The organism is Sinorhizobium sp. BJ1, from assembly GCF_002531555.1.
GTDB classification, from domain to species: Bacteria; Pseudomonadota; Alphaproteobacteria; order Rhizobiales; family Rhizobiaceae; genus Sinorhizobium; species Sinorhizobium fredii_B.
Window position 1 is genome coordinate 19,648 of record NZ_NWTH01000041.1, and the last position, 24,977, is coordinate 44,624.

25 protein-coding genes are annotated in these 24,977 nt (G+C 61.5%); 3 read left to right on the forward strand and 22 right to left on the reverse strand.

Annotated elements, in window-relative coordinates:
* Window positions 1–91 precede the first annotated feature (91 nt).
* Window positions 92–2,092: a GGDEF and EAL domain-containing protein gene (locus tag CO676_RS30050; protein ID WP_179875698.1), complete on the forward strand. Its 2,001-nt coding sequence runs from the start codon at window positions 92–94 to the stop codon at window positions 2,090–2,092.
* A 182-nt stretch (window positions 2,093–2,274) separates the two neighbouring features.
* On the opposite strand, the gene CO676_RS30055 is transcribed toward CO676_RS30050, so the two are convergent.
* The 6 genes from CO676_RS30055 to CO676_RS30080 form a co-directional block, all read right to left on the reverse strand.
* A complete protein-coding gene (locus CO676_RS30055) occupies window positions 2,275–2,661 on the reverse strand; it encodes a hypothetical protein (RefSeq protein ID WP_041414690.1) in 387 nt (128 codons plus the stop codon).
* A 284-nt stretch (window positions 2,662–2,945) separates the two neighbouring features.
* Window positions 2,946–3,521, reverse strand: a complete 576-nt coding sequence (gfa, locus tag CO676_RS30060) for an S-(hydroxymethyl)glutathione synthase (protein ID WP_014766060.1) — start codon at window positions 3,519–3,521, stop codon at window positions 2,946–2,948.
* Between the two features lie 83 nt (window positions 3,522–3,604).
* Entirely contained in the window at window positions 3,605–4,732 is a 1,128-nt protein-coding gene (locus CO676_RS30065; protein ID WP_097523767.1) for an S-(hydroxymethyl)glutathione dehydrogenase/class III alcohol dehydrogenase, read from the reverse strand.
* Between the two features lie 154 nt (window positions 4,733–4,886).
* Window positions 4,887–5,747, reverse strand: coding sequence for a substrate-binding domain-containing protein (locus CO676_RS30070; RefSeq protein ID WP_014766062.1), 861 nt, complete (start codon window positions 5,745–5,747; stop codon window positions 4,887–4,889).
* Between the two features lies 1 nt (window position 5,748).
* Window positions 5,749–6,270: a c-type cytochrome, methanol metabolism-related gene (locus CO676_RS30075; RefSeq protein ID WP_097523768.1), complete on the reverse strand. Its 522-nt coding sequence runs from the start codon at window positions 6,268–6,270 to the stop codon at window positions 5,749–5,751.
* 137 nt (window positions 6,271–6,407) lie between these two features.
* The gene (locus tag CO676_RS30080; protein WP_048657519.1) at window positions 6,408–8,279 is read right to left on the reverse strand and encodes a methanol/ethanol family PQQ-dependent dehydrogenase; all 1,872 of its coding nucleotides are present in this window, start codon (window positions 8,277–8,279) and stop codon (window positions 6,408–6,410) included.
* A gap of 498 nt (window positions 8,280–8,777) precedes the next feature.
* Between CO676_RS30080 and CO676_RS36430 the strand changes: the two genes are divergently transcribed.
* Window positions 8,778–9,077 carry a hypothetical protein gene (locus CO676_RS36430; protein ID WP_245424550.1) on the forward strand — a complete coding sequence of 100 codons (300 nt, stop codon included), beginning with the start codon at window positions 8,778–8,780 and terminating at the stop codon, window positions 9,075–9,077.
* A gap of 65 nt (window positions 9,078–9,142) precedes the next feature.
* On the opposite strand, the gene CO676_RS30090 is transcribed toward CO676_RS36430, so the two are convergent.
* The 16 genes from CO676_RS30090 to CO676_RS30165 all read right to left on the reverse strand — a co-directional run bounded on the left by CO676_RS30090 (window position 9,143) and on the right by CO676_RS30165 (window position 23,761).
* Window positions 9,143–9,883 (reverse strand): ATP-binding cassette domain-containing protein, encoded by a 741-nt coding sequence (locus CO676_RS30090; protein ID WP_097523769.1) that lies wholly within the window; start codon window positions 9,881–9,883, stop codon window positions 9,143–9,145.
* Window positions 9,852–10,565 carry an ABC transporter permease gene (locus tag CO676_RS30095; RefSeq protein ID WP_179875699.1) on the reverse strand — a complete coding sequence of 238 codons (714 nt, stop codon included), beginning with the start codon at window positions 10,563–10,565 and terminating at the stop codon, window positions 9,852–9,854. The genes CO676_RS30090 and CO676_RS30095 overlap by 32 nt, the downstream gene beginning before the upstream one ends.
* Before the next feature lie 101 nt (window positions 10,566–10,666).
* The gene (locus CO676_RS30100) at window positions 10,667–11,659 is read right to left on the reverse strand and encodes an ABC transporter substrate-binding protein (RefSeq protein ID WP_097523780.1); all 993 of its coding nucleotides are present in this window, start codon (window positions 11,657–11,659) and stop codon (window positions 10,667–10,669) included.
* 47 nt (window positions 11,660–11,706) lie between these two features.
* A complete protein-coding gene (locus CO676_RS30105; RefSeq protein ID WP_097523770.1) occupies window positions 11,707–11,916 on the reverse strand; it encodes a hypothetical protein in 210 nt (69 codons plus the stop codon).
* 190 nt (window positions 11,917–12,106) lie between these two features.
* Window positions 12,107–12,739, reverse strand: a complete 633-nt coding sequence (locus CO676_RS30110; protein ID WP_014766070.1) for a hypothetical protein — start codon at window positions 12,737–12,739, stop codon at window positions 12,107–12,109.
* A 161-nt stretch (window positions 12,740–12,900) separates the two neighbouring features.
* The gene (locus CO676_RS30115; RefSeq protein WP_097523771.1) at window positions 12,901–13,686 is read right to left on the reverse strand and encodes a hypothetical protein; all 786 of its coding nucleotides are present in this window, start codon (window positions 13,684–13,686) and stop codon (window positions 12,901–12,903) included.
* On the reverse strand, window positions 13,673–14,980 hold the full coding sequence (locus CO676_RS30120; RefSeq protein ID WP_097523772.1) for a hypothetical protein: 1,308 nt from the start codon (window positions 14,978–14,980) through the stop codon (window positions 13,673–13,675). Before CO676_RS30120 ends, CO676_RS30115 begins: the two co-directional genes overlap by 14 nt.
* 161 nt (window positions 14,981–15,141) lie before the next feature.
* Window positions 15,142–15,972 carry a 3-oxoadipate enol-lactonase gene (gene pcaD / locus CO676_RS30125; protein ID WP_245424548.1) on the reverse strand — a complete coding sequence of 277 codons (831 nt, stop codon included), beginning with the start codon at window positions 15,970–15,972 and terminating at the stop codon, window positions 15,142–15,144.
* A 158-nt stretch (window positions 15,973–16,130) separates the two neighbouring features.
* Window positions 16,131–17,462, reverse strand: coding sequence for an MFS transporter (locus tag CO676_RS30130; RefSeq protein WP_097523773.1), 1,332 nt, complete (start codon window positions 17,460–17,462; stop codon window positions 16,131–16,133).
* 42 nt (window positions 17,463–17,504) lie between these two features.
* Complete coding sequence (gene benD / locus CO676_RS30135; RefSeq protein WP_014766075.1) at window positions 17,505–18,293, reverse strand: benzoate diol dehydrogenase BenD; 789 nt, start codon at window positions 18,291–18,293, stop codon at window positions 17,505–17,507.
* Window positions 18,290–19,315, reverse strand: coding sequence for a benzoate 1,2-dioxygenase electron transfer component BenC (gene benC / locus CO676_RS30140; RefSeq protein ID WP_014766076.1), 1,026 nt, complete (start codon window positions 19,313–19,315; stop codon window positions 18,290–18,292). Before benC ends, benD begins: the two co-directional genes overlap by 4 nt.
* Window positions 19,316–19,357: 42 nt before the next feature.
* The gene (benB, locus tag CO676_RS30145) at window positions 19,358–19,846 is read right to left on the reverse strand and encodes a benzoate 1,2-dioxygenase small subunit (RefSeq protein WP_014766077.1); all 489 of its coding nucleotides are present in this window, start codon (window positions 19,844–19,846) and stop codon (window positions 19,358–19,360) included.
* On the reverse strand, window positions 19,843–21,201 hold the full coding sequence (locus CO676_RS30150; protein WP_097523774.1) for a Rieske 2Fe-2S domain-containing protein: 1,359 nt from the start codon (window positions 21,199–21,201) through the stop codon (window positions 19,843–19,845). The genes benB and CO676_RS30150 overlap by 4 nt, the downstream gene beginning before the upstream one ends.
* A 99-nt stretch (window positions 21,202–21,300) precedes the next feature.
* The gene (gene catA / locus CO676_RS30155; protein WP_014766079.1) at window positions 21,301–22,239 is read right to left on the reverse strand and encodes a catechol 1,2-dioxygenase; all 939 of its coding nucleotides are present in this window, start codon (window positions 22,237–22,239) and stop codon (window positions 21,301–21,303) included.
* A 75-nt stretch (window positions 22,240–22,314) separates the two neighbouring features.
* The gene (catC, locus tag CO676_RS30160; protein WP_014766080.1) at window positions 22,315–22,605 is read right to left on the reverse strand and encodes a muconolactone Delta-isomerase; all 291 of its coding nucleotides are present in this window, start codon (window positions 22,603–22,605) and stop codon (window positions 22,315–22,317) included.
* Between the two features lie 4 nt (window positions 22,606–22,609).
* On the reverse strand, window positions 22,610–23,761 hold the full coding sequence (locus CO676_RS30165; protein WP_014766081.1) for a muconate/chloromuconate family cycloisomerase: 1,152 nt from the start codon (window positions 23,759–23,761) through the stop codon (window positions 22,610–22,612).
* A 93-nt stretch (window positions 23,762–23,854) separates the two neighbouring features.
* Here CO676_RS30165 and CO676_RS30170 point away from each other — a divergent pair, with 93 nt between their 5' ends.
* Window positions 23,855–24,787, forward strand: a complete 933-nt coding sequence (locus CO676_RS30170; RefSeq protein WP_014766082.1) for a LysR family transcriptional regulator — start codon at window positions 23,855–23,857, stop codon at window positions 24,785–24,787.
* The last annotated feature ends 190 nt before the right edge of the window (window positions 24,788–24,977 follow it).

The following is a 24,977-nucleotide window of genomic DNA, read 5'->3' on the forward strand; positions in this document are numbered from 1 at the left end:
AAGCAAGCAGCTACTGCAGGGACGCCCCGTGGTACTCGTCGAAGAGAGACTTCGGGCTTTACACGAAGACGCAAACGCAATGGATCGGTGCATGAAGCACACGCTGGCCGACGTAGTTGAGATCGACCTCCGCAGCGAGCCGCCGAGGCCGGCCTCGACTGAACTGCGCGCGCTCTACGAAAATGAAGGCGAAGGCGCCCGAAAACAGGCGACGCGGCACGGGTTCTGGACTGCGGTCGCGGTCTATCTGCTGTTTTCGATAACCGATATCCTGCTAGTTCCCGACGTTGCGCATTATACGATCGCCGCGCGATTCATGATCGCTATGATCGCACTGACGATGATCGAAACGCAGATTCGGCTGAACGCCAGTGCGAACGCGATCGATGTCACGGCTGCCGCAGCACTCGTCGCGGCCTATGCCGGCTGGCTTTATCCGGCGATGATGACCGCCGACACCCAGAGCATCTCTTACTACATGGTCTTCGGCGCGATCTTCATGATGAGCGTCAATCTATTCTTCAGCTTTCAGTTCCGCATTTCGCTGTTCGCGTCCGTCACCATCCTGCTGATCTTCTTTGCGGCTGTGCTGTCCTTTTCCCCGGCGGAGATCTCCTATCGGCTTGCATTCGGCACCTTCAACATCTCCTGCTTCGTCTTCACCTCCTATGTGAACTGGAAGCTCAACAGGGAGCGCTACAAGGTCTTTCTCAATGCATTCGAAGCGCGCATTCAGCAGAAAGAAGCTTCCGAGCGCGGCAGGGCCCTGCTGCGGCTGTCGAATACCGACTCCCTGACGGGTCTCGACAACCGTCGCGCCGTCGACCAGAAGCTCCGCGACTACTGGAGTGACTGGCAGAAGAAGGGGACGAGTTTCGCCGCGTTCCTCATCGACGTCGATTTCTTCAAGAAATACAACGACTTCTATGGCCATCAGGAAGGTGACCGCTGCCTCGTTCTTGTCGCCAGTGCGCTCAAGGATTCGATCGAGCCGTTCAACGGCTCGATCGGGCGCTATGGCGGCGAAGAGTTCATTGTGCTGGCGCGCATGGAGACCAGCGAACAGGCGGCCGATCTTGCCGAGGCGATCCGTTGCGGTGTGGAAAAGCTTGCTCTGGAGCACGGGCAGCGACGCGACGGCATGTCGATCGTCACCGTCAGCGTCGGTGCCGCATTCAGCAGAAATCAGACGGGCGCGAAGCTCGAGAGGCTGATCCACGAGGCGGACCGAGCTCTCTATGGCGCAAAGGCCAACGGCCGGAACTGCACCCGGCTTTTCGATCCGAATGATCCACACAGCAGCGATGAGAGCGAGAACATCGCCGCCCTGCTGAAAATCGCCATCGACCAGGACCTCGTCTCGCTGGTCTATCAGCCGATTCGAAATGTCGCCTCCGGCCGCATCGACGCAGTCGAGGCGCTCATGCGCCTGAGAATGCTGGATGGCACCTCGGTTCCTCCCAGCCTCTTCATCCCGGTCGCGGAACGCACCGGCGCCATCCTGGACCTGGGGCGTTGGGCGATCAGGACAGTGTGCCGCGAACTTCTGGCGGACGACCACGTCCCCGTCGTCAGTGTGAACGTCTCCCCGATCCAGCTGAAGTCACCGGGCTTCGCCGCCTCGGTGGCAGCGATTCTTGGCGAAACAGGTGTGGCCGGCGGCAGGTTGGCTCTCGAAATCACCGAGGGGCTGGAGATGGAGATGCATTCCGATATCCTTCGGTGCATCAGCGATCTCAAGACCCTGGGCGTCAGGATCTGGCTCGATGACTTCGGAACAGGCTTTGCGGGCCTGTCCTGGCTACGCCTGATCGATTTCGATACGGTGAAGGTCGACCGCTCCTTCCTGCACGATTGCGACACCCCGCGGGGAAAGGCGATGCTGCAGGATATTATCGGACTCGTGCGAAATCGCGGCCACATGATCCTAGTGGAGGGCGTGGAGACTGAGGAACAATTGGCCTTGATGCGTCAATTCCGGATCGATCAGGTCCAGGGATTTCATGTCGGCCGCCCGGCGCCGGCGCAGACGTTCCGGCTGCCCGCAGTCGCGAACATCCGTTCGGCCGCGGCCCTCGCGAAGCCGCGCTGACATTCCGTCTATTCTCGCCCGTTGCTTCGCCTCGCTCTGACAATGGCCCGATCGGCTGCCGCGAGGGAGCCCTGTTGCCGTCAGACGAATACCTTCGCTCGCCCTGTCGAGGAAGAAGACTGGTGAGCTATCGTAACCTTACTGCGATCACTGGGGTTAACCCTCCAGTGTTTACCGGGTCCTCACTTTTCGCCGATCAGGCCTTTGATTTCCGCCAGCTTCTTCATGCAGCCCGGCTCATCACCGGCGTCGGCCATTTTGCGGGCTTCGGCTGCGAGCTGGCTTGGCTTGTCGGCAGTTTCACCGCTCCGTGTCCCGGTTACCTGCTCCTGATGGGGCGACACCGCTTCCGTCTGGGTGCCGGTTGATCCTGTTATTTCAGTCCCTACACCCTTTTTCTGTTCGCCGGCCGTGACTTCTTCCTGGTGCTCGGTAACGGACCCGCTGGCGCCCGTTTCCGCGGAAACAATAGCTTGCCCGAGCTTCTCGAGTTCCTGGCGGCAATCCGCGAATGCCGGCGCAGCCAACAGAAGGGGGACGGCGGTAGCTGCTATGAGACGTATCAACATTTGCTCTTCGCTCGCTGTTGTGGATGCGATGCATCCGTTTACACCTGCTGAGCCAAACAAGGCTCGACGCGAAGAGTTCCCCGTAGAAAGCTGACTTCCTTTAAATGCACCTCGCGGTTAAGTCCCAATAAATTGAGTGCATTTATGCGCGCGACAAGCCGCCTGGTACCTTCGGCAAAGAAGGGTTCTCCATGCGGTTGCGCTTCCCTGTCGCCACACAACACCCTCGTCAGCGCGCCTGGACGAGCGCGCTGACGAGGGTTGCATCGGCTTCGTCGGCACGGTCAACTGGAAAGTGTGCCCGCTTTCTTCGCGACCCAGGTGGCAACATAGTCCATCAGGCCAGGCGACAGGCAGTCATAGGGCTCCAGCCCAAGCTCCCTCAAACGGGCCCGGATGTCATCCATGCGACTGGGATCGACGCCCGATTCGATGATGGAAGACACGAAGGCTGCAAAGCCGGGCGGAGCCCAGCCCGACTCCTGGAAGCGCTCGGGATGTATAAAGTCCAGCCCCTGGAAGGCATGCTCTCGCTCCACGGGCCCGTACATATGTACGCCGCATTGTCTGCAGGCGTGCCGCTGAATGAGCGCGGAGGGATCGACCACTTGCAGCTTGTCGCCGTTCTCGAGCACGGTCACCTTGTCATGCGGAACAACCGCGACAATGGAGAAATTGGTGCCACTGGGCTTCCAGCATTTGGTGCAGCCGCAAGCGTGGTTGTGGGCAATCTGTCCCTCGATTCTTACCTTGACCGGTCTGTCCGTGCAGTCACAGACAAGCGTGCCTCCGGTAAAGCCCGGGCTGGCCGGTCTCAGGCCGCCATCCACTGCCGGATGAATGCGAATTGAACTTTCCATTGCGTGTCCTCCCTGTTGTGCCGAAGCCCGATCCGTCTCGGATGGTGTGGCGCTTCGGTTTGGTTCGAGCGCCCGGCGGATGCTCAGTAGATCACCACGCTCCTGATGCTTTCGCCGGAATGCATCAGTTCGAAGCCCTTGTTGATGTCGTCGAGCGGCATGGTGTGGGTGATCATCGGATCGATCTCGATCTTGCCCTCCATGTACCAGTCGACGATCCTCGGCACGTCGGTGCGGCCGCGGGCGCCGCCGAAGGCGGTGCCCATCCAGGAGCGGCCGGTGACCAGCTGGAACGGCCGGGTGGCGATCTCCTGGCCGGCGCCGGCGACGCCGATGATCACCGACTTGCCCCAGCCGCGATGCGAGGCTTCGAGCGCCTGGCGCATGACGCCGGTGTTGCCGGTGCAGTCGAAGGTGTAGTCGGCGCCGCCGATCTGGTCGGCACCGCGCTTCGTCATGTTGACGAGGTAGGCAACGATGTCGTCGCCGACCTCCTTCGGGTTGACGAAATGAGTCATCCCGAACTTCTCGCCCCAGGGTTTCTTGTCGTTGTTCAAATCGACGCCGATGATCATGTCGGCGCCGGCGAGCCTGAGTCCCTGGATGACGTTGAGGCCGATGCCGCCGAGTCCGAAGACGATCGCCGTGGCGCCCATCTCGACCTTGGCGGTGTTGATCACCGCGCCGATGCCGGTGGTCACGCCGCAGCCGATATAGCAGATCTTGTCGAAGGCTGCGTCCGGGTTGACCTTGGCGACGGCGATTTCCGGCAAGACGGTGAAGTTCGAAAAGGTCGAGCAGCCCATGTAGTGGTGCAGCTTCTCCCCGTTAATCGAGAAGCGCGAGCTGCCGTCCGGCATGACGCCCTGGCCTTGGGTGGCGCGGATGGCGGTGCACAGATTGGTCTTGCGCGAAAGGCAGGAGGGGCAGGCGCGGCATTCCGGCGTATAGAGCGGAATGACGTGATCGCCCTTCTTCACCGAGGTGACGCCGGGGCCGACATCGACGACGATGCCGGCGCCCTCATGGCCGAGGATGGCCGGGAACAGCCCTTCCGGGTCGGCGCCCGACAGGGTGAAGTCGTCGGTGTGGCAGATGCCAGTGGCCTTGACCTCGACCAGCACCTCGCCGGCCCGCGGGCCTTCGAGCTGAACGGTCATCACTTCCAGAGGCTTGCCGGCTTCAGTGGCGACGGCGGCGCGTACGTCCATGTCTCCATCCCCCTTTGAACATCATATTCGTCATGGGCTGGTTGGTCCGGATGATCCCGACCGGCGCAGCCCTCCTACCGTCCATCGGCGGTCAGCGGTTGCCGATGCGACCGGTATTTGCAATCTCAGCCATCCGCGCGAAGTCGCCGCCACGTCACTGAGTGATCCTCTCGTCTTGCTCATCGAGCAGCGGGACACCATAGGAGAGCAAGAGTTTGTTGATGTCCGCCTGATTGTCCCTGATGAAGGTGTTGAGCGTGCGTTTCCATTGCTGATCGGACGGCCGCACACCCATCGTGATCCGATAGGTCATGCGCGAACCGCCCTTCTCCCTGGTCAAGGGCACGATCGCCAGATCGAGTTTTGACTTGCGGGCATAGTAGCCTGCCATCGGCCCCCAGATCACGGCCGCGTCAATCACGCCTGCTGCCATGTCCCGGATCATCACCTCCGCCATCGACGGCGCTGTCCGCGTGTCGACCACCAGAGGATAGACCTTCGCTTTGCGCATCAGTTTTGCCGCCGCCATATTCGCCGAGGGTGGCGTCGCGTGGACCACGCCGATCCTCTTGTCGACGAGCTTCGGATCGGTCAGCGTTTCTACGCCGGCAAGGTCGCCATCCTTCCTGTAAATCAGCACATAGGAGGTGCGATAATAAGCGTTGGTATTCTGGACGAGTTCGTCTCCCTGAGCGTATCCCATGATGATGTCGCAGCGATTGGTCCCGAGCGTGTTGCGCACGAAACCAGGGATAGAGGGAAACCACGTATAGGCGACGGAACTCCGTCCTGTCGCGGCTGCTACCATCTTGGCGAGCTTGTCTTCGAATCCCTCGCCGCTCTTGTCAGAGAAGGGCATGTTGGACGGGTCGGCGCAGACGCGCAGCGTCTCCGGGTCGACAAGTTCGCCAGCGGCGCCCAGCCCGGCGCTCTGGGAATGCGCTTGCAATGGCATCAGCGCGGCCGCGGCCAGAGAGACGAGGGTCCTGCAGGTCCGATGGACGCGGTGTGCCATGTCATCCCCCCATGCAGGACGATTCGTAGGCCGTAGCCGCTTCGGGCTTGTCGGCCTTCTTGGGCGGACGACCTCGAGGCGCAACGCCGACAGCGCGGGCGCGCAGGTAGATGTAGATGTCGTCGAGGTAGCAATAGACATTCTTGTTGTCGCCGAACGCCGGCATGACAACCTCTTTGCCGCCGACGACGCTCTTGCGTCCTTCGGCGACGATCGAAAGGAATGTTCCGTAGTCGACATTCTTTGTGGTCTTGGCGAGGGCGGGCGCATACGAGGACCCTTCCCCATCGGGTCCGTGGCAGACGTGACAATCGGCGTGATAGCGGCGATATCCATTGAACGTGTACCAATCGACGACGCCGTTCTCGATCTTGAAGGTGGGATTGCCTTCGGCGTCGAAGTGCTTCCCGTCTTCCTCTTTGACGCTGGCCGCCTTTTCCTCGCTGTCCTCGGCGCGGGCAGTGCCGATTGCAAACGGCAGGAGAACCGCAGCGAACGCCGAAATGATGAAGCGTGGCAACATGCATGACCTCTTTTTCCAGCCGCCATGGTCCATTGGCTGACGGACTTGAGATTCTTGTCTGGTGAAACCGAGAGCCCGGCAGCGTTTGCTGCGATTTGGTCCGGGCTCTCGCTTCGGCAGCCGGATCTGCCCCGTGATCAATCCGGAAGACCGAATACCGTCAGTTGTCCGCCCAGCGTCGTGTATTCGGCCAATGCGGCGTAGCCGCCTACCGCACCCAAACCTGCTGTAGCGATGCTTCGGCTTTCTTCGGTCGGAGCTCTCTCACCGGCCACCGCCTGCTGCCACGCTGCAGCACCCTCAGCGCCCAAGAGACCACCGGCGAGTCCGATGCCTGCCCAGCCGCCGATACCCGACAGAACCGCGACATACTGCTTGCCGCCGTGTTCGAAGGTGTTGATGTTGCCGATGATGCCGGAAGGAGTCTTGAACTTGTAGAGTTCATTTCCTTGCGTATCGACCGCCTTGATGTAGCCTTCAAGCGTGCCATAGAAGATGACGTCGCCTTCCGTTGCGACCGCACCTGACCACACCGAGAACCGCTCCGGCTTCGACCAGACTATCTCACCCTTGGCCGCGTCCCAGGCAATGAAATTACCCATGCCGCCGTGGCTATTGGGCGTCGGGTACATGTTCACGGTCGCGCCCACATAGGCCTGACCGGCGGTGTAGCTCACCTTGTAGGGCTCAAGGTCCATGCAAACATGGTTTGTCGGCACGTAGAACAGCTTCGTCTTTGGCGAATAGGTCGCCGGTTGCTGGTCTTTCGTTCCAAGCGCTGTCGGGCAGATACCCGTGGTGTTGAAGTCCTCGCCGTTATGTTCGGGGGAGTACTTGTCTACAACCTGCGGACGCCCATACTGGTCGCTCTTGGGATCCATCACGACCTCGGTCGCCCAGTTCACCGTGGGATCATACTTCTTGGCAACCAGAAGCTCACCCGTTGCACGGTCGAGGGTGTAGGCGAAGCCGTTGCGGTCAAAATGCACGAGCACGTCCCTTGGTTGCCCCTTGATGTCCATGTCGTCGACAAGGATCATTTCGTTGACGCCGTCATAGTCCCACTCGTCGTGAGGCGTCATTTGATAGGCCCACTTGGCCATGCCCGTGTCGGCATCGCGCGCGAAGATCGTCATCGACCAACGGTTGTCGCCAGGTCTCTGGTTGGGGTTCCAGGTCGAAGGGTTCCCCGTGCCATAATAAATAACGTTGAGCTCTGGATCGTAGGAGTACCATCCCCATGTGGTTCCGCCGCCGGTCTTCCACTGCTCGCCTTCCCAGGTGTTCATCCCGGAGTCCTTGCCCACCGGCTTGCCGAGATGAGTCGTCTTCTCCGGGTCGATCAGTGTTTCTGAATCAGGACCCGTCGAATAGGCTCGCCAGGCTCGCTTGCCGTCGCTCAAATTGTAGGCCGTGATGTGACCGCGGACACCATACTCGGCACCGGATATGCCGACGATTACCTTGTCCTTGACCACCATCGGTGCGGACGTGCCCGATTCGGACAGACTCCCATCTTTTTTCTCGCCATTCAGGACCTGCCATGCGACCTTGCCGGTCTTGGCGTCGAGCGCGGTGACCGTCGTATCAGCCTGGTAAAGGATGATCTTGCCGTCCCCGTAAGCCGGACCGCGGTTGACGGTGTCGCAGCACATGATCGCGATGACGTTCGGATCCTGCCTTGGCTCGTATTTCCAAAGCATCTTGCCTTCGTTCTTGAGATCAAGCGCATAGACGATGTTCGGGAACGGCGTATGGACATACATCACGTCGCCGATCACGAGCGGGCCGCCTTCATGGCCACGCAACACGCCAGTCGAGAATGTCCACTTGACTTGCAAGTCCTTGACGTTGTCCTTGTTGATCTGCTTCAGTTTCGAGTAGCGGGTGTTCGCATAGTCGCCCGTGGGCATCGCCCAATTCTTCGCGTCGGCCGAAAGGGTCATCAGTTCCTCATTGGCCAATGCACTTCCGGCAAGAGCCGCCGTCAGAAATCCAGCAGCGGTCATCGGCAGATATGCGAGTTTTCCAAGCGTGCGCATGCGAAATCCTCCCGATGTCGATATTCAACCCGAGGATCGCCATCACAAATCCTCGGGATAACCACAGAGGCCAGCCCAAGCGATATCATGCTTGTCGTGGGACATGCGCTTCCGTCAGCGTGTCACGGTCGTTTGGATGGGCAGTGGGCATCGCAATTGCCCGTCCCATTGATCGGACACTTTGCCGCTCCCTAAAGACAAGCCTTGAAGCCGGAAACCGGTGCAAGAATAGGCTTTTGGACCAAATAACGCAAATTAAATCTCACGTTGTTTGTGCGGCGCAAAACGAAACATGCTGCTACGCAACATGGGTGTTACTCGGTTTTATATTGGCTACTCTCCCGAATACTACAATAATATGGGGGTCGACATAAGTTTACATGGCTGCTGCCTCTGTCTATACCTGCGGGAGATTTCGCGATGGCCACTGGAACTTTGGGCGCGATTGCTGTTGCCGCTGCGCTCATGGGTGCTGTCACAGCATCGGGGGCCGAAGGGTACCCGACAGTTGCAGTTGTGGACTATGTGTACGCCTGCATGAAAGCCAATGGCGAAACACGAGCCGCCCTAGAGCGCTGTTCTTGCTCGATTGACGTCATAGCTTCGATCATGCCCTACGAGCGCTATGAGGCGGCCGAGACGTTCAGGAGCCTCGGACTTCAGACGGGCGAACGAGGGGCTCTGTTTCGCGAGAGCGCGCCGGCGAAATCCGCTCTCTCAGAGCTCAGGCGAGCACAGGCTGAAGCAGAGGTCCGCTGCTTCTGATCCTCGATCAAGATCCGCCGCCGATCGCCGGTGGCCCCATCAGCGGATTTTCCGGTGGAGCGCAATCAAACCCCGTCCGGAAACCTCTTGTGAAAGTCCGCGACAAGATGGTCCAGCGACGGCGCATCGCGCAAATGGCGCACGAGGCCCACGTCGAAGATGCCCAGCACATGCGCGGGACGCGGGGACAGCACGACAATGCGATCGGCAAGTAGTAGGGCCTCACGCAAATTGTGAGTCACCATCAGAGCAGTGGTGGGTCTGGCCGCCCACACCGTCATCAGAAGACGACGGAGTCTGTCGGCGGTTCGCTCATCGAGCGAGGCGAACGGCTCGTCCAGAAAGAGAATTGCGGGTTCCGTGGCGAAGGCTCGTGCCAGCGCGGCGCGGCGCGCAAGGCCAAGCGAAAGCTCCGAAGGGTAGAGCGACCGCATCGCGGAGAGGCCCAGAATGTCGAACAGCCAGTCAAGATCCTTGTCCCTGAGGCGCGGAGACAGAGCCAGGCGTATGTTCTGCTCCACCGTCCGCCAGGGGAGAAGGACAGGCTCCTGAAAGACCACAGCAATGCGATTGGAGCCGCCTTCGGGCAACTGATAACTGCCCGAAAACTGCCGATCGAGACCCAGCAGAATTCGCAGGGTGGTGGTCTTGCCGCAGCCTGACGGGCCGAGCAGACAGGCGAATTCACCCTGCCTGACCTCGAAGGAAAGTTCGCGCAGTGCGGCAATCGTGACGCCCTCCGCCGAGCGGAAGGTCTTCTCGGTAATGTCGACTTTAAGCGGAACGGCGGCGCCAACGGGTTGCATGTCGTTCAACTGGCTGCACCAGAAGGAATTCGATCAACAGCATGATAGCCACGAAGGCCAGCGTGTAGGCAAGGATGGCGGCAACATCGAATATCTGAAAGTAGAGATAGATCTGAAAGCCGACACCGCTGGAGCGGCCAAGCAATTCCACGACGAGCACGATCTTCCAGATCAACGCAATGCCGGAACGCGAGGCGGCGGCGAAGTAAGGCTGCAGCTGCGGCACCAGGATGTGGCGAATTTGGTCGAGCGGCCCCAGCCGGTAGACCGTGGCCAGTTCGGCGAATCGGGGTTCGAGTGCACGCGCCCCCTCGCGCATGGTGACGACGACATTGGGTATCTTGTTGATGGCCACGGCGCCGATTGCGGCGGCCTCCGTCAGGCCGAACCAGATGTAGGCGAGCACGATGACGACCAGTGCCGGCAGGTTGAGAAAGAGCACAAGCCACGGATTGAAGAAGGAATCCGCCCGCCGGTGCATGCCGAGCAGGACGCCGATCACCGACCCGACGATCATGGCGACGACGTAGGCGGCCGCAACCCGCCAGAGCGTCATTGCCAGATGATAGCCAAGGTCGCCGCTCGCCGCCTCCTTGAGAAGCACTCGCCAGACCTCGAGCGGTGGCGGAAAGGCACGGCTCGGCCAGATCCCTGCCGCAAGGCTCCAGAGCAGGCATAGCATGAGGAGCGATGCCAAGGCCGTCGCCGCGGGCAACGCGGCGCCAATCCCGCGGACCGGGCGCGCGCGCCGGCGTGCCGATAATCCGTTTTCCGATCCTGCCGTCATGTCTTCAATGCAGCCCAGAACGTCCCGGGAGCCATCTGCCGCGCTGCGCCGACGAGCTTCTCCCCGCCCAGTTCCGCAAGAATCTCGTACAGCTTGGCGGCATCGCTTTCCTCTTCGGCGACAGGCCGACCTGGGATGCCTTGACGATAGCGATCGCGCAGCACATCGAGTTCCCTGCCCTCGGCGCGCACAATCGGCGCCAAACGCTGCCATTCGGCGTCGGATCGAGCCAGGAGTTTCTTTGCGTCTGCGCTTGCCTTGACAAAGCTCATCGCCGCATCCGGGTTTTCGTTCGCCCATTTGTCGTGGAATACGTAGCCCAACGCCGAGACCGGCCCCGATGCTCCGAGCGCCTTGGCCGCCTCGTCGGCACCGATCAGGCGGCGAAAGCCTGTTGCCTCGAGCCGCGCGCAGAAATGCCAAAAGTTCAAGACGGCGTCGAGTTCTCCTGAGAGAGCCTTTTCCGACAGCAGCGGCGGCGCGCCGAAAACGACGTCGCTTTCCCTAGTCAGATCGATCTTGTGGTCGCGCTGTGCAAGTCCCTGGATCAGAAGCCAGCTCTTGTCGAGCGATCCACCGGCGACGCCGATTTTCTTCCCCACGAGATCGGTGATTTGACGAATTGCCGCGTCCTCTTTGACCATGATCGCGCCAACGGCGGTCGAGTAAGGTGCGAGCGTCAGATCCTCTCCTTGCGAACGCTGGCGCGACACCCACAACCAGTCGGAAACGATGATGTCGAGATCGCCCGCAAGCATAGCCACGTTAGTGGCGTCTTCGCCGGCGAAATAGACGACTTCCACGTCGATGCCATGAGCCGCATCGAATTTATTGTGCTTGATGGTATCGAGTTCCCAATTCACCGTGCCGAACTTCAGGACACCCACCCGTATCTTCGGAGCGGATGGATTTGCCAAGACATGGAGGTCTAGAGGATTTGCAGCGGCCAGCAAGGCCACCCCGCAAAGCGCACGCCGCGATATGTTCATGATGCCACCTTCCAACAACTGCATGCCAACAACTGCTTGCAGCGACTTCAAATTTCCCCGCCCTTCTCCGGGAAAACACACTTCCACCGCACGATCTTCAGCCCCGGATGGTTCTCGGCCCACTTCGCGATCTCGACCGGGGCCAACATCATGCATTGGATCAGCGATCCGTGGCTCTCGAAATACAGGTGCTCGGTGCGGCAACTTGTCGGGTCGGCCAGCGTGCAGACGGTCAGGACGAGATCGACGAGGTTCACTTAAGCACCTCCCGCACGAACGCGCGCAGAACCTACGCTGACCGGCAAGTTTTGCGTGACAGTCCGACAGCTGGCTTTCGCAAGGTGCCTGATGGAAAGCCAACGAAGAGGATACGCGTGCGATAAACGAGCGTCAATTAATCCACGAGAGGTCCCGCCTGCCGCGTCGCCCGCGGCGGCAGCTCTGGGCTCATCGATCCTCCAGCGCTTCAGCAATCGACTTGACCAGGGCGTACAAGCGTCGTTCGATCAGGGTCGGCACCTCGCAGACAAAGCTCAGCGATTGCGCACGCTCCTGAAAAACGCGGGTCTGAAACACGAGCCGATCGTTCCGCTGTTGAAGCTCGTTCGGGTCGGCACCGGGCTTCGCCTGCAAAGCATCCACCGCTGAAGCTTCCTGCCGCAGGAATGCCGCCATGTCCCTCTGCCGGTGGGCGTAGCGCGCTATGCCGGCGATAACCTGCGAGCGCTCTCGGTTCATATGATCGAACAGGCCCTGCACGAGCATGGTCATGCGCCGTTGCCTGTCGCCCTCCGGCAGGCTTTCCGCATACTCTCTGATCTTTCGCTGCGCCTCCGGCAGCGGCACGCGGCGCGCCGACAATTCCGTCACCAAAGCCGAGATGGCCGCATCTTTCGACCAGCCCGCGGACGTCTGCGGCAGCTCGGCGCCGGTCCAGAACTGGCCGAGCGAAAGCTCCGCAACCTTGCGCTGGATACACGGCCAATCCGGGTCGTCCCCCTGCGCGCCCATGACGGGCCAAGCGGCGATTGCAGCGACCATCGCGGCGGGGATAATGCGCGTCAGGGACAGGCACCGCATCAGGCACTTCCTCCGGTATCCGGCCGGCGGTAGAGCAAGTCGACTGACGACGGATCATGAGCGTTCATCGCGCCGCCCAGAACAGTACTGCGAACGCAAACACGAGCATGAGCGAACCCGTCAATCTGCGAAAGCCTGTCGGCAGGGATGGCCTTCCAAGGTCAGCCTTTTTTCTTGGCGGTGGCGACCGGCTCCGTTGTCAGCTTGAAATCGGCCATCTCCTTCGCCGTCAGATAGTAGAGCCGGTCCGGCGGCGTTTCGAGAGCATTGATCCACAGCCCGGCGCCGATACCCATTGCATCAAGATGCCGCGCAACCCGGGCGGTGGTGGATTGCGCGGCCGACATGGCCTGCTCTGCCGTCGGCCGGACCGTGCTGCCATTGAAAACCTGATGCACGCCGACCACCGCATCCTTTTCGGCCACGCGCCCCAGGCCACCGGCAAAGACGATCGGGCAGGAGGACGCGCAGAGGGCTTTTGACGCCACTTTGGTATTGAGCTTCTTGTCGCGGATCAGTTTCGAAATGGCGAGCGCGTCGTCCACCGAGCCGCCCGGGGAGTTGAGCGCCACCGTCGTCACATATTCGCCGCGCGCTTCGAGCTCCTGGGCGAAGCGCGCACCCGCCCCGGGGTCCATGGTGCCTTCGGCGAGCAATACGCCGCCAGACGTGAGTTCGAATTTCATCGGCTGGCGCAGCACCTCATTTGGGCTTGCGGGTCGTACCGGCGGAGCGTTGGGCATCCCGTCGGTCAGCGCGGGAGGCAGGATGGGCTGGTTCTGATGCATCGGGTCGAAACCCGGCAGTTCGGCGTTCATGGCGGTGAGGTCGCGCACGTCGATCAGCAGGAAGACCGCCGCGGCCGATAGCAACGTGAAGAAGGCGCTGCGCATCAACACACCGTCGTCGAGCCGCATCAGCGCCTTGAACAGGTCATCGATCCTCATGCGACCGATCCTTTGCACGCGTTCTCGGATCGAGACTGGTGATGTTGTTCGGCTCCTCGGCCATGCTCTCGATTTCCGCCTGGGCGTCCATTTCCCCGAGATTTATCCCGTTTGCTGTTACGGCTCGCCGCACTTCCAGCGCCTGAAGAAGTTCGGCCGCTGTAATGCGCTCGGCAAACGGCAGCTTCTCCTCCTGCTTGCGGATAGCACTGTGCACGGCGGCAAGAATGAAGACCAACACGCCGGGCAGAAGATCGATGGAAATGGCCCCGGACCAGGCCGGAATAAAATCAGTCGCATAGCGCAATACGGCTTCGGCGGAGGACAGCGGAACGAAGCGCCGCTCCGCCACCGGCGCACGGGCAAGGATTTCGTCGGCCGCATCGGAGAGCACCTTGGATTGCGCCGCCACCGAGGTCCGCACGGTCTCCATCACCCTGTCCTGGCGGTTGACGAGATCGGCATCACCGCCGTCGGCCACCGGTGCGATGAAGCCGAGGGAGAGGTCGTCGGCGGCGCGACGGATCGATGGCGCGATCGAAGTCTGTCCCAGCGAAGCTATGACACCTGTGAGCGCCACCACTTCGGAAGAGAACTGGTCGGCGCGCGGCTCGATCGCACCCGGCGCGGAGACCAGCGTGCGCATGGTTTCGAGCCGCTTCTGCCCTTCGTTGAACAGCGTCGTGACCTGTTCGCGGGAGGCGTTGATGCCATTTTCGAGCTCTTTCATCTGCGCCGACATTTGCGACAGAAGCTGCACCACGCTTCCCGACCCCGTCGTGCCGGTGAGCGCGCCCGATTGCCGCTCCGAGGCGGCAAGCTGGGCGAAGCGCTCAGATGCGCGCTGGATATCGGGCAGCAGGCTTTGGGCCGCAAGCGCGTTCTGGTGCGCCTGATCGAGGTCGGCGGTGTAGTCCTCCACCGTTTCCGCGAGATGCTGTTCGAGCGCGGCCGAACCTGCCAGCGCCGCCGCATTGAGCCAGCTCGACATGGCGATGATCATGGCCGCGCCCAAAGCCATCACACCCAACATAGCGGCCCGGCCCGTATGGGTCGTCACATGCGGATAGAAGCGGGCCATGTAGGTCCAGAAGGCGTAGATGCCGACAGAGACCGAGGCCGAGTAGATGATTGCTGCGAAGAAAACCGAGGTCGGCGAGCCGTCGAGAATGCTGCGTACGCCGAGATAGGTGTAGACGCCCGAGGCAAGCGCCAGCACCGCAAGCGCAAAGCGCGTCATGGTTTCGACGGCCGCAACGCCATCGTGCAAACGTTGGGATGCACCGAGCGCCATGGGCAAAATCTCCGCGAGGAATGTATTCCTTAACAGAATATGAAGATGCGGGCGGAATAAAGGCCGCTCCTTCGGGGGAGCGCTGTGTAAACGGGTTCCTTTGGCGTGCATCGCCCGACCGCATGACGCCCGACAAGCGGAGCGCCGCCGCAAGCCGCGGCTCAGGACCGAAGAAAAGCCAGGAGTGCGGCGTTGAACGCCTGCGACGACTCGATATTGACGACATGCCGGCCGGGCAGCGACAGGTGCCGGCCCTGTTCTACGCAGGCGGCGATGGTCTTGAGGTCCGACGGTGGACATACCGGATCGTCGTCACCGGATATGGCAAGTAGAGGATTGGCGATTCGTTGGAGGTCCTCGCGCAGGTCGGCGCCTGCCAGAGCCGCGCAGCAGCCGTTATAGCCATCCACGGTTGTCGCAACAAAACTGTCGAGCACCTTCTGGACTACACCGGGCTCGACCGTACGGAACTCTGGCGTGAACCAGCGTTCAGCCGTGGCTGCGATCAAGCTCGCTAGGCCATCCGCTTTAACCGCTTCGATGCGTGCCATCCAACTCTCGGCAGTGCCGATCCGGGCCGCCGTCGCGCAGACCGCGATCCTGTCGAAGCGGTGACTGGCGTTGACACCCAGCCACTGCCCGGTCAGGCCGCCGATCGACAAACCGCAGAAATGCGCACGCTCGATCTTCAGCGCGTCGAGCAGGGCGATGACGTCGTTGCCAAGGTCGGACAGCGCATAGGGCGGCGGCGGCGCCGAAGACCTGCCGTGACCACGACAATCGTAGCGCAGCACGCGAAAATGCTGCGACAGTTCAGCGATCTGCGGATCCCACATGTGCACGTCGGTGCCCAGCGAATTGCAGAAGACGAGCCATGGTGCGGAAGTGTCGGCACCATCGATCCGGTAATGGAGGCGGTGGGTGGGAAGATTCAAATATGCCGTGATGGCGGTGTTGCCGTCTTCCGGCGAGGATAGCAGGGTCATGCGCATCATTCCTTGCAAGGATCAAAATATATGCTCGGCTCACCTTGGCCCCGACTGCATGGTTCATACTTGGGATTCAGGCAGCGCACGGCGTTCAACCCATGCGCTGCCTGGCAACCGATGACCGGCGGCCCGGCAGGAAACCGGCGTGGCGATCCTTGTTCCTACGCTGTCACCGGTTGCGGTTCCTCTACGCGGCGCGCATTGCTCACCGCGAAGACCAGCATCGCCAATGCGGAAATCGCCGCCGGAATGGAGAAGATCAGGAAGTTCTGCTGGAGCGGATATTCCTGCGCCAGCAGCAAGCCGCCCAGCGTCGGACCCACGATCGCCCCGATGCGGCCGACGCCCGAGGCCCAACCCAGACCGGTGGAGCGCACCGAGAGGTTGTAAAGCTGGGCAACGCTGGCATAGAGCAGGATCTGCGTGCCGATTGTCGTGCCGCCGGCGACGAAGACCATCAGGAACAGCAACGCCGGCGACGCATTCAGACCGATCAGCGCAATCGACAATGCGCCGGCAATGAAGAAGCCGACCACGACCTTCGGCAGCCCAAACCGGTCACCGAGCCAGCCGCCTGCGATTGCCCCTGCCATGCCGCCGAAATTGAGCGAGAAGAGGCTCAAGAGGCTGGCCTTCTCCGCATAGCCGGCTTCCTGCAGGACCTTCGGTAGCCAAGAAGACAGCAGATAGACGAGCAGCAGGCAGCAGAAGAATGCCACCCACAGCATGAGCGTACGCAGCGTGCGCTGGTGACGAAACAGTTCGATGACCGATGCCGAAGCACCCTTGGTCTCGTTGAAGACCAGCTTGTCGCCGCTTCCCAGACGCGAGGACGGGGCGATCTTGGCGTAAATCTCCTTTGCTTGCTCCTGCCGCCCTTGCCGAATGAGGAAACCGAGCGATTCAGGCAGCCTCCACAGGATGAACGGAAGCATCAGCAGCGGGATCGCGGCGATGAAGAACATCGGCTTCCAGCCGTATTGCGGGATCATGCCGATGCCGACGCTGGCCGCAACCATGCCGCCGACCGAATAGCCGGAGAACATCAGCGCGACCATCGTGCCGCGAAGGCGCTTGGGGGCGTATTCGTTCATCAGCGCTACGGCGTTCGGCATCAGCCCGCCGCAGCCGAGACCGGCGAGGAAACGGAACACCTTGAATTCACCCGGCGACGAGGCGAAGCCGGTCAGAAGGGTGGCGACGGTGAAGAGCAGGAAGCTGATCGCAATGCCCTTCTTGCGCCCGATCCTGTCGGCCAGCGGGCCGAAAAAGAGGGCGCCGAACATCATGCCGAACAGCGCCCACGCCTGCAATGCGCCGGCCTCCGGCTTGCTCAGCCCCCATTCCGCAATCAGAGTCGGCAACACGGTGCCGGCAACGAAGACGTCATAACCGTCGACGATCAGCAGCAAGGCGCACAGCCCGACCACCATCCATTGAAAGCTCCCGAAGGGATTGTTGTCTATGGCTTCATTCACGTCGATAGTGCGCATTATCGCTCCTCCCCGAGTCGTTACGCAGTCAGTCTTGAAATTTCAGCCGAAGTCGCCTCCCGCGACCGGCAGAACGCTGCCGGTGATGTAGGACGCCTCGTCCGATGCCAGGAACAGGATAGGTGCGGCCTGTTCCTCGATCGTGCCGTAGCGCTTGATGAAGCTCGATTGCTTCACCTGCTGGACGACGTCGGCCATCCAGGCCTTCTCCGCTTCGGTGTCACCGGCGGCATTGCGCGGGATCCGGCGCGGCGGCGCCTCCGTGCCGCCCGGCGCCGTGGCGACCACGCGGATGTTGCGTCCGGCGAGCTCCATCGCCAGCGACTGCGTGATTGCGTTCACGCCTCCCTTAGCGGCCGAGTAGGGCATGCGGTGGATGCCGCGCGTGGCGTTCGACGAGACATTCACGACGACGCCGCCACCGCGCGCGAACAGATGCGGCAGAACAGCATGGCAGCAATAAAGCGTCGGCATCAGCGAACGGCGGATTTCGGCGTCGATCTGCTCAGGCTCGAATTCCGCGAAGGGACGCATGCGGATCGCCCCGCCGACATTATTGATCAGGATGTCGATGCCGCCGAACCGCTCCTCGGCAAACCGCATCGCTGCCGCCGCGCCTTCATAGGTTTCGAGGTCGGCATTGAAGGCCGCGGTTTTGGCGCCCGGGGCCTCGGCAGCGACCTCGGTGACAAATTCGGCGCGATCCACGAACAGCACCTTGCCGCCCTCTTCCGCGGCGCGGATCGCCACGGCACGGCCGATGCCTTGCGCGGCGCCCGTGACGACCACCACCTTGCCGGCAAAACGGCCTTCGAAGCGTGCCGTGCTCACGCGGCCTCCTTCACGGCCGCATTGGGCGTGAACTTCTCGTAGTGGAAGCTGTTGGGCTTCACGCCTTTGTCGCCGAAATACTGGCGCACGGCATCGACCATCGGCGGGGGACCACACAGATAGACGTCGACATCGCCGCCATTGAGTGCCTCTTCCGGCATATGCTGGGTCACCCAGCCTTTGCGCGGATGGCTGGAGGCCTCCTCGGCCACGACCGTGCTGTATGTGAAACTGGCAAGCCGTTTGGCGTAGGCCTCGATCTCGTCGACGAGCACCAGGTCCAGGTCCCGGGTGACACCGTAGACGAGATGGACGTGCTGCTGCGAGTTCTCGCGGGCCAACACTTCCAGCATCGACAGGAACGGCGCGAGACCGGTGCCACCGGCCAGGAACATGAGCGGGCGCTTGACCTCCCGCAGATAGAAACTGCCCAGGGGGCCCGTCAGCTCGAGCTTTGTTCCGACTTCGCACCGCTCCAGCCAGTTGCTCATCACGCCGCCCGGGATCTTCTTGATCAGAAAGCCGATGCGCTGTTCGCCAGGCGCCGTGCTGAACGAATAGGAGCGGTGTTGGCCGCTGCCGGGCACGTCGATGTTGACATACTGGCCGGGCAGGAACACGGGCGCCGTGGCGTCGACTTCCAGTTCCAGCACGATCGCCGCATCGTTGTGCGGTACCACACGCGTGAGAGTGGCGGCGAATTTCTGCTGCCCGGTCTTGCAGGCAACCGAGGTCGTGGGGACCGCGATGATGCCGTCGGAGGACGGCCTCATCTGGCAGGTGAGGACGAGACCGCTCTGCGCCTCGTCGGCGGTCAGCGCATCATCGATATAGTCGTCGCCGAGGTCGTAGGTACCGCTCTCGGCACGGCACTTGCAGGTGCCGCACACGCCGTCGGAACAGTCCATCGGCAGGTTGATCTTGTTGCGGAAGGCGGCATCGAGAACCTTCTCGCCGTCCTTGCATTCGATGAAACGGGTAACGCCGTCCTCGAAGTTCAAAGCGATGCTGTAGCTGGCCATGGAACCCTCCTCACCAGTTCCTGTGTCGTCCGGCGATGCCTGTCAGATGTGATAGACGTCGATGACCTGGCGGATGTAGTCGTTCTTCAACACGATCTTCTTGCTTGAGATCAGCAAGCGGTCGTCGCTCTTGCGCAGGGTGACGAACACGGTCCCGAAGAAGTGGTCGGTGACCTTGTAGCGGTGATTGAGCGTGTGGAAGTTGTAGCGGACATCCGCCTCCTCGCCGCGTTGCGCCAGCACCTCGACATTGTTGACGTTGTGGCTGGTGCGCGGCTCCGGTGTCGACGCTCCGGACCGCTCCGTCTTGATCCGGAACACGCGGTCTTCCAGACCTTCGCGGTTCGGATAGTAGATCAGGGAAATCTCCGACTGCGGATCCTCGGTGATCTGGTCGTCATCGTCCCAGGATGGCATCCAGTAGGTCGCGTCCTGGGCATAACAGGTCAACCACTCATCCCACTGGCGGTCGTCCAGCAGACGTGCCTCCTTGTACAGGAAGGCGCAGATGTCTTCGTAGGAAATGCTCATGCCGCCACCTCCTTCTTTTCGGCGGCGAGCGCCTCGCGCATCACCTTGGCCCAATATTCGTGCTGGCGGACGAACAGTCCCTCGTCCTCGCTGCGTTCGCCGGACAGAAGCGGCTCGATACCCATCCTCCTCGCGTTGTCGTCCGGACCGTCGATCCACAGGGGCGCGCCCCGGGACAGATCGTTCCAGAGCGCGGCCGTACCGGCATAACCGGCCTGGCAGGCGCGGAACTCTTCCAAGTCGTCGGCGGTGCCCATGCCGGAAACATTGAAGAAATCCTCGTACTGGCGAATGCGCAGCGCCCGGGCCTCTTCGCTCTCGCCCTTCGGCGCGAAGCAGAAGATGGTGATTTCGGTTTTGTCGACGCTGAGCGGGCGGGTGACCCGGATCTGCGTGCTGAACTGGTCCATGAGGAAGACGTTCGGATAGAGGCAGAGATTGCGGGTCTGATTGACGATGAAATCCGCCTTCTCCGCGCCGACGCGCGCCTTGATCTCGTCGCGCTGGTTATAGACCGGGCGGACCTCCGGGTTCATCGTGTTCGTCCACAGCAGGATGTGGCCATTCTCGAAGCCGTAGACGCCCGCGACGGAACGGCTCCAGCTATTGGCGTCGACCGCCTTCGTGCCCTCTTCCTTGCGCCGCCCCATCGTCGCGGCATAGTTCCAGTGCACGGAGCTGACGTGGTAACCGTCGCAGCCGTTCTCCATCTGCAGCTTCCAGTTTCCGTCGTAGATGTAGGACGAATTGCCCCGCAGCACTTCGAGCCCGCCTGGCGCCTGGTCGACGATCTGGTCGATGATGACCTTCGTCTCGCCGAGATAGTCCTGGAGTGTCGCCACGTTTTCGCTCAGGCTGCCGAACAGGAAGCCGCGGTAGCTCTGGAACCGGGGCACGCGCTTCAGGTCGTGCGATCCGTTCTGCGCGAACTGGGGCGGATATTGGGTGGTCTTCTCGTCCTTGACCTTGAGCAGCTTGCCGGTGTTGGAGAAGGTCCAGCCGTGGAAGGGACAGGTGAAGCTGCCCTTGTTGCCGTGCTTGCGCCGGCAAAGCATCGCGCCGCGATGGGCGCAGGCGTTGATGACCGCGTGCAGCTCGCCGTTCTTGTCGCGGGTCACGACCACCGGCTGGCGGCCGATATAGGTCGTATAATAGTCGTTGTTCTCCGGCACCTGGCTTTCATGGGCCAGATAGACCCAATTGCTTTCGAAGATGTGCTTCATCTCCAGTTCGAACAGGTCTTCGTTGGTGAAGATGTCACGGCGGCAACGGAACATGCCGGCTTCCTTGTCATCCTGCACAGCCGTGGCGAGCAGATGGTCGAGATCCCGGGCCTTATCGATAATCGCAGACATAGCTTACCTTCCGCAAAGGCAGAGCTCGGAACAGTGCCGCCTTTGCACGAATAACGGTGGTTGGGGATGGCGGCTTTCACGGGCCGCCGCTGTCATCGCTTACGCTGCAGCACGCTTGCGCTGCTCGTTGATCTGGTTGTCCACACCGTCCACCAGCGCGGTGAGGCGAATATCGAATTCAATTTCGGCAAACGGGCCGCTGAGATTGTTTGCTTTGATGCTGGTCTCATCGGTCCGCTCGATGATGGCCGGGACCAGGCCGTCGCGCGTCGCATAGGCGAAATCGTCATTGACCAGAGGGTCGCCGTCGATGTTGATCTGGGTCGTCAGCTTGCGGTGACCGTCGGCGCTGATGAAGAAGTGGATATGCGCCGGACGCTGGCCGTGGCGGCCGAGCGCGGAAAGCAGCCGCTCGGTCGGACTGCCAGGCGGCACGCCATAGCCGTGCGGCACGATGCTCTGGAACTTATAACAGCCGTTTGCGTCGGCGATGATCGTGCGACGCATGTTGAACGGCGCCTGCTTTCCGGTCGGGTCGAAATGCGAATAGAAGCCGCGCGTATCACAGTGCCAGACCTCGACCAGAGCGCCCGACAGAGGCTTGCCATCGGCTCCGTAGACAGTGCCATGCATGATCAAGGTGTGGCCGTTGGCGTCGGTGCCGTCGTCAAGACGCGCAAAGCCGTGCGATACCGGCGCGCCGGCCACATAGAGCGGGCCTTCGATGGTCCGCGGGGTCGGATTGTCGATGCCGAGTGCCTCATCAATCGCGTCGAGGCGCTCATCGAGGAAATGGTCGAGGCCGAGACCAGGCGAGATCAGGCCGGCCTGTCCGGCGGCACCGATTTCATTGAGCCAGGCGATACCGGTCCAGTATTCGTCGGGGGTGATATCGAGATCATCGATCGCCTTGAACAGGTCGGACATAATTCGATGAACGATCTGCTTGACGCGCGGATTGCCGCCGACCTTGTCCAAACCGCTCAGGGCCTTCAGAAAGTCCTGGATATCCGCTCTTTCGAAAATCTTCACGTTCATGGTGATTCCTCCACTCGGATTGTTTTGAAACTGCGGCGGCTCCCGTCCTCCCGGAAGCACCGGTGACGACGGCACTTAGCTGTCGTCCTCACGGATCGCGGAGGGATGCCGCAGAAGCGGCGTCACCTCGATGTCCATGAATTTGAACAGCGGAAGTCCCGAGAGTACCTCGTGCAATTCCGCATTATCCCTGACGTCAAGGACGCTGTAGTTCGCGTACTGACCGGCGATCCGCCAGATATGCCGCCACTTGCCGGTACGCTGCAGTTCCTGCGAATAGGCTTTCTCTCGGGCGAGGATCTCGGCCGCCTCGGCAGCGGGCAGGTCGAGGGGAAGGTTCACGTTCATCCGCACATGAAAGAGCATGGTCTCACCCCACCACACGCAAGGTCGAAGCGTGCTTGCCGTCCCTGCGGAACCGATCGACGGCTTCCGCGGAGAGCGTCACTCCGAGCCCGGGATCCGTTGGCAATTGCAGCTCGAAGTTCTCGTAGCGCAGCGGCTCCTCCAGGATTTCCTCGGTCAGCAGCAGGGGACCGAAGAACTCGGTGCCCCATTCCAGTTCCTTGACGCTTGCGAGTAGCTGACAGGCGGCGATCGTGCCGACTGGCCCCTCCAGCATGGTCCCGCCATAAATGCTGACGCCTGCGGCTTCGGCGATCGCGATCACCCGGGCGGCGGCAAACAGCCCTCCCGCCTGCTCGATCTTGATCGAGAACACGTCGGCAGCCCGCGCTGTCGCCGCCTCGAGCGCGCTTTCAGGCCCAACCAGAACCTCGTCGGCCATGATGGCGATCGAGGACGTTCGCCGTAGACGGGCGAGCGACGCGATCCCGTGCACCGGTTGTTCGACCAGCACGCAGCCGGCGTCGGCCAGGGCCGCGATCGCATTGCGCGCCTCCCGCTCCCGCCAGGCCATGTTGACGTCGACCCGGATGGAGGCCAGGTCCGGCAGCGCCCTTCGAATGGCGCTCACATGGCGAATGTCCTCTTCGATCGATTTGACGCCGATCTTCAGCTTGAAGTCCTTGTGGCGCCGCCGGTCGAGCATGGCTTGCGCCTCATCGATATCCTTGGCGGTGTCACCGGAGGCGAGCGTCCAGGCAACTGGAAGGCTGTCGCGACGCCGCCCACCGAGCAGTTCCGACATCGGCAGGCCGAGGCGATGCGCATGGCAATCGAGCAGGGCGGCCTCGACCGCGCATTTGGCGAAGTGATTTCCCTTTACCGCCTTGACGACGACGTCCATGGCCGCCTGGATGCGCGTCGCGTCACGGCCGATGAGCAGCGGCGCGATATACGCGTCGATCGTCAGCTTCATGCCTTCCGGACTTTCCGGCCCGTAAGCGAGACCGCCGATCGTCGTCCCCTCTCCGAGCCCCTCGAAGCCGTCGGAGCAGCGGACGCGGACGATGGTCATGCTTTGCCGGTTCATGGTCACCATCGACAGCCGATGTGGCCGGATGGTGGGCAGATCGAGTATAATTGTTTCGATCGCGCTGATGCGGCTTTCCGTGGACACCGGGCTTCCTCCTTGATTGCGAGGAAATTAGCGTCCACTTTAAAATGAGTCCAAAACTATAAAAGTTGGTTTTGATACCTGAAAGGTATAATCGTGGAGCTGAGGCAGCTGCGCTATTTTCTTGCCGTCGCGCGCGAGCGGAACTTCTCGCGGGCCGCGGAAATCCTGCACATTGCACAGCCGCCCCTCAGTCGGCAGATCCAGCAATTGGAAGAGGAACTCGGCGTTCTGCTTATCGACCGGTCGAACCGTCCTCTCGATCTGACGGAGGCCGGCCGCTTCTTCTACGAACAGGCCGGACAGATCATTGCGCGGACGGAACACATGCGCGAGCAGACGCGCAAGATCGGCTTGTCGAAACGGGAGCGTTACGTCATCGGCTGCGTCGGCTCGACCCTTTATGGCGGCATGCCGGACCTCGTCCGCCGCATGCGCAAGCGCTGGCCGGATCTCGACATCGAGATCCGCGAAATGATGTCGACCGAGCAGGTGACCGCTCTCAAGGAGAGGCGGATCGATCTCGGCTTCGGCAGGGTTCGCTTCAACGACCGGGAGGTCGAGAGGCTGACGCTTCGAGAGGAACGACTGGTCGTCGCTTTCCCCAAGGGGCATCCGAAATCGCTCCCCACCGAGCCGATCGCGCTTGCCGAACTGGAAGGAGAACCGCTCATCGTCTATCCGTCGGCGCCGCGTCCGAGCTTTGCCGACGAGGTCCTCAACATGTTGACCGAGCAGGGCATTTCGCCTGCCAGCGTGGAAGAGGTCCGTGAGATTCAGACCGCATTGGGTATTGTGGCGGCCGGGGTCAGTCTCTGCATCATTCCCGCGGCGTCGCAACGGCAAAGACCCGACGACGTATGTTACCGCACCATAAAAGACGAGAACGCCACCTCGCCGATCATCATGAGCTTCAGGCGCGACGACCAGAAAGGAAGGATCGAAGAGATCAAGCAGATCATTCGCGAGATGTACGCCGACAACCCGCCTTGGCTGCAGCTGTCCAACGTCCAACTCGACGGAGCCTGAGCCTTGCCTCGCATCCTGAGCTGCGCTGAAAGCGGCCATTCCAACAGCAACTCATGGCGGCAATTGTAGTGGTGATGCTGATGGAGAAGCGGCTGCGCGCGGAGATCCGGAACCATTTCGAGGAGAAGCTGGCAGTGGCGAGTTCGGTGTGTGCGTTGGGCGGTAAAAGCAAAAGGCCCGCCTGGGATGA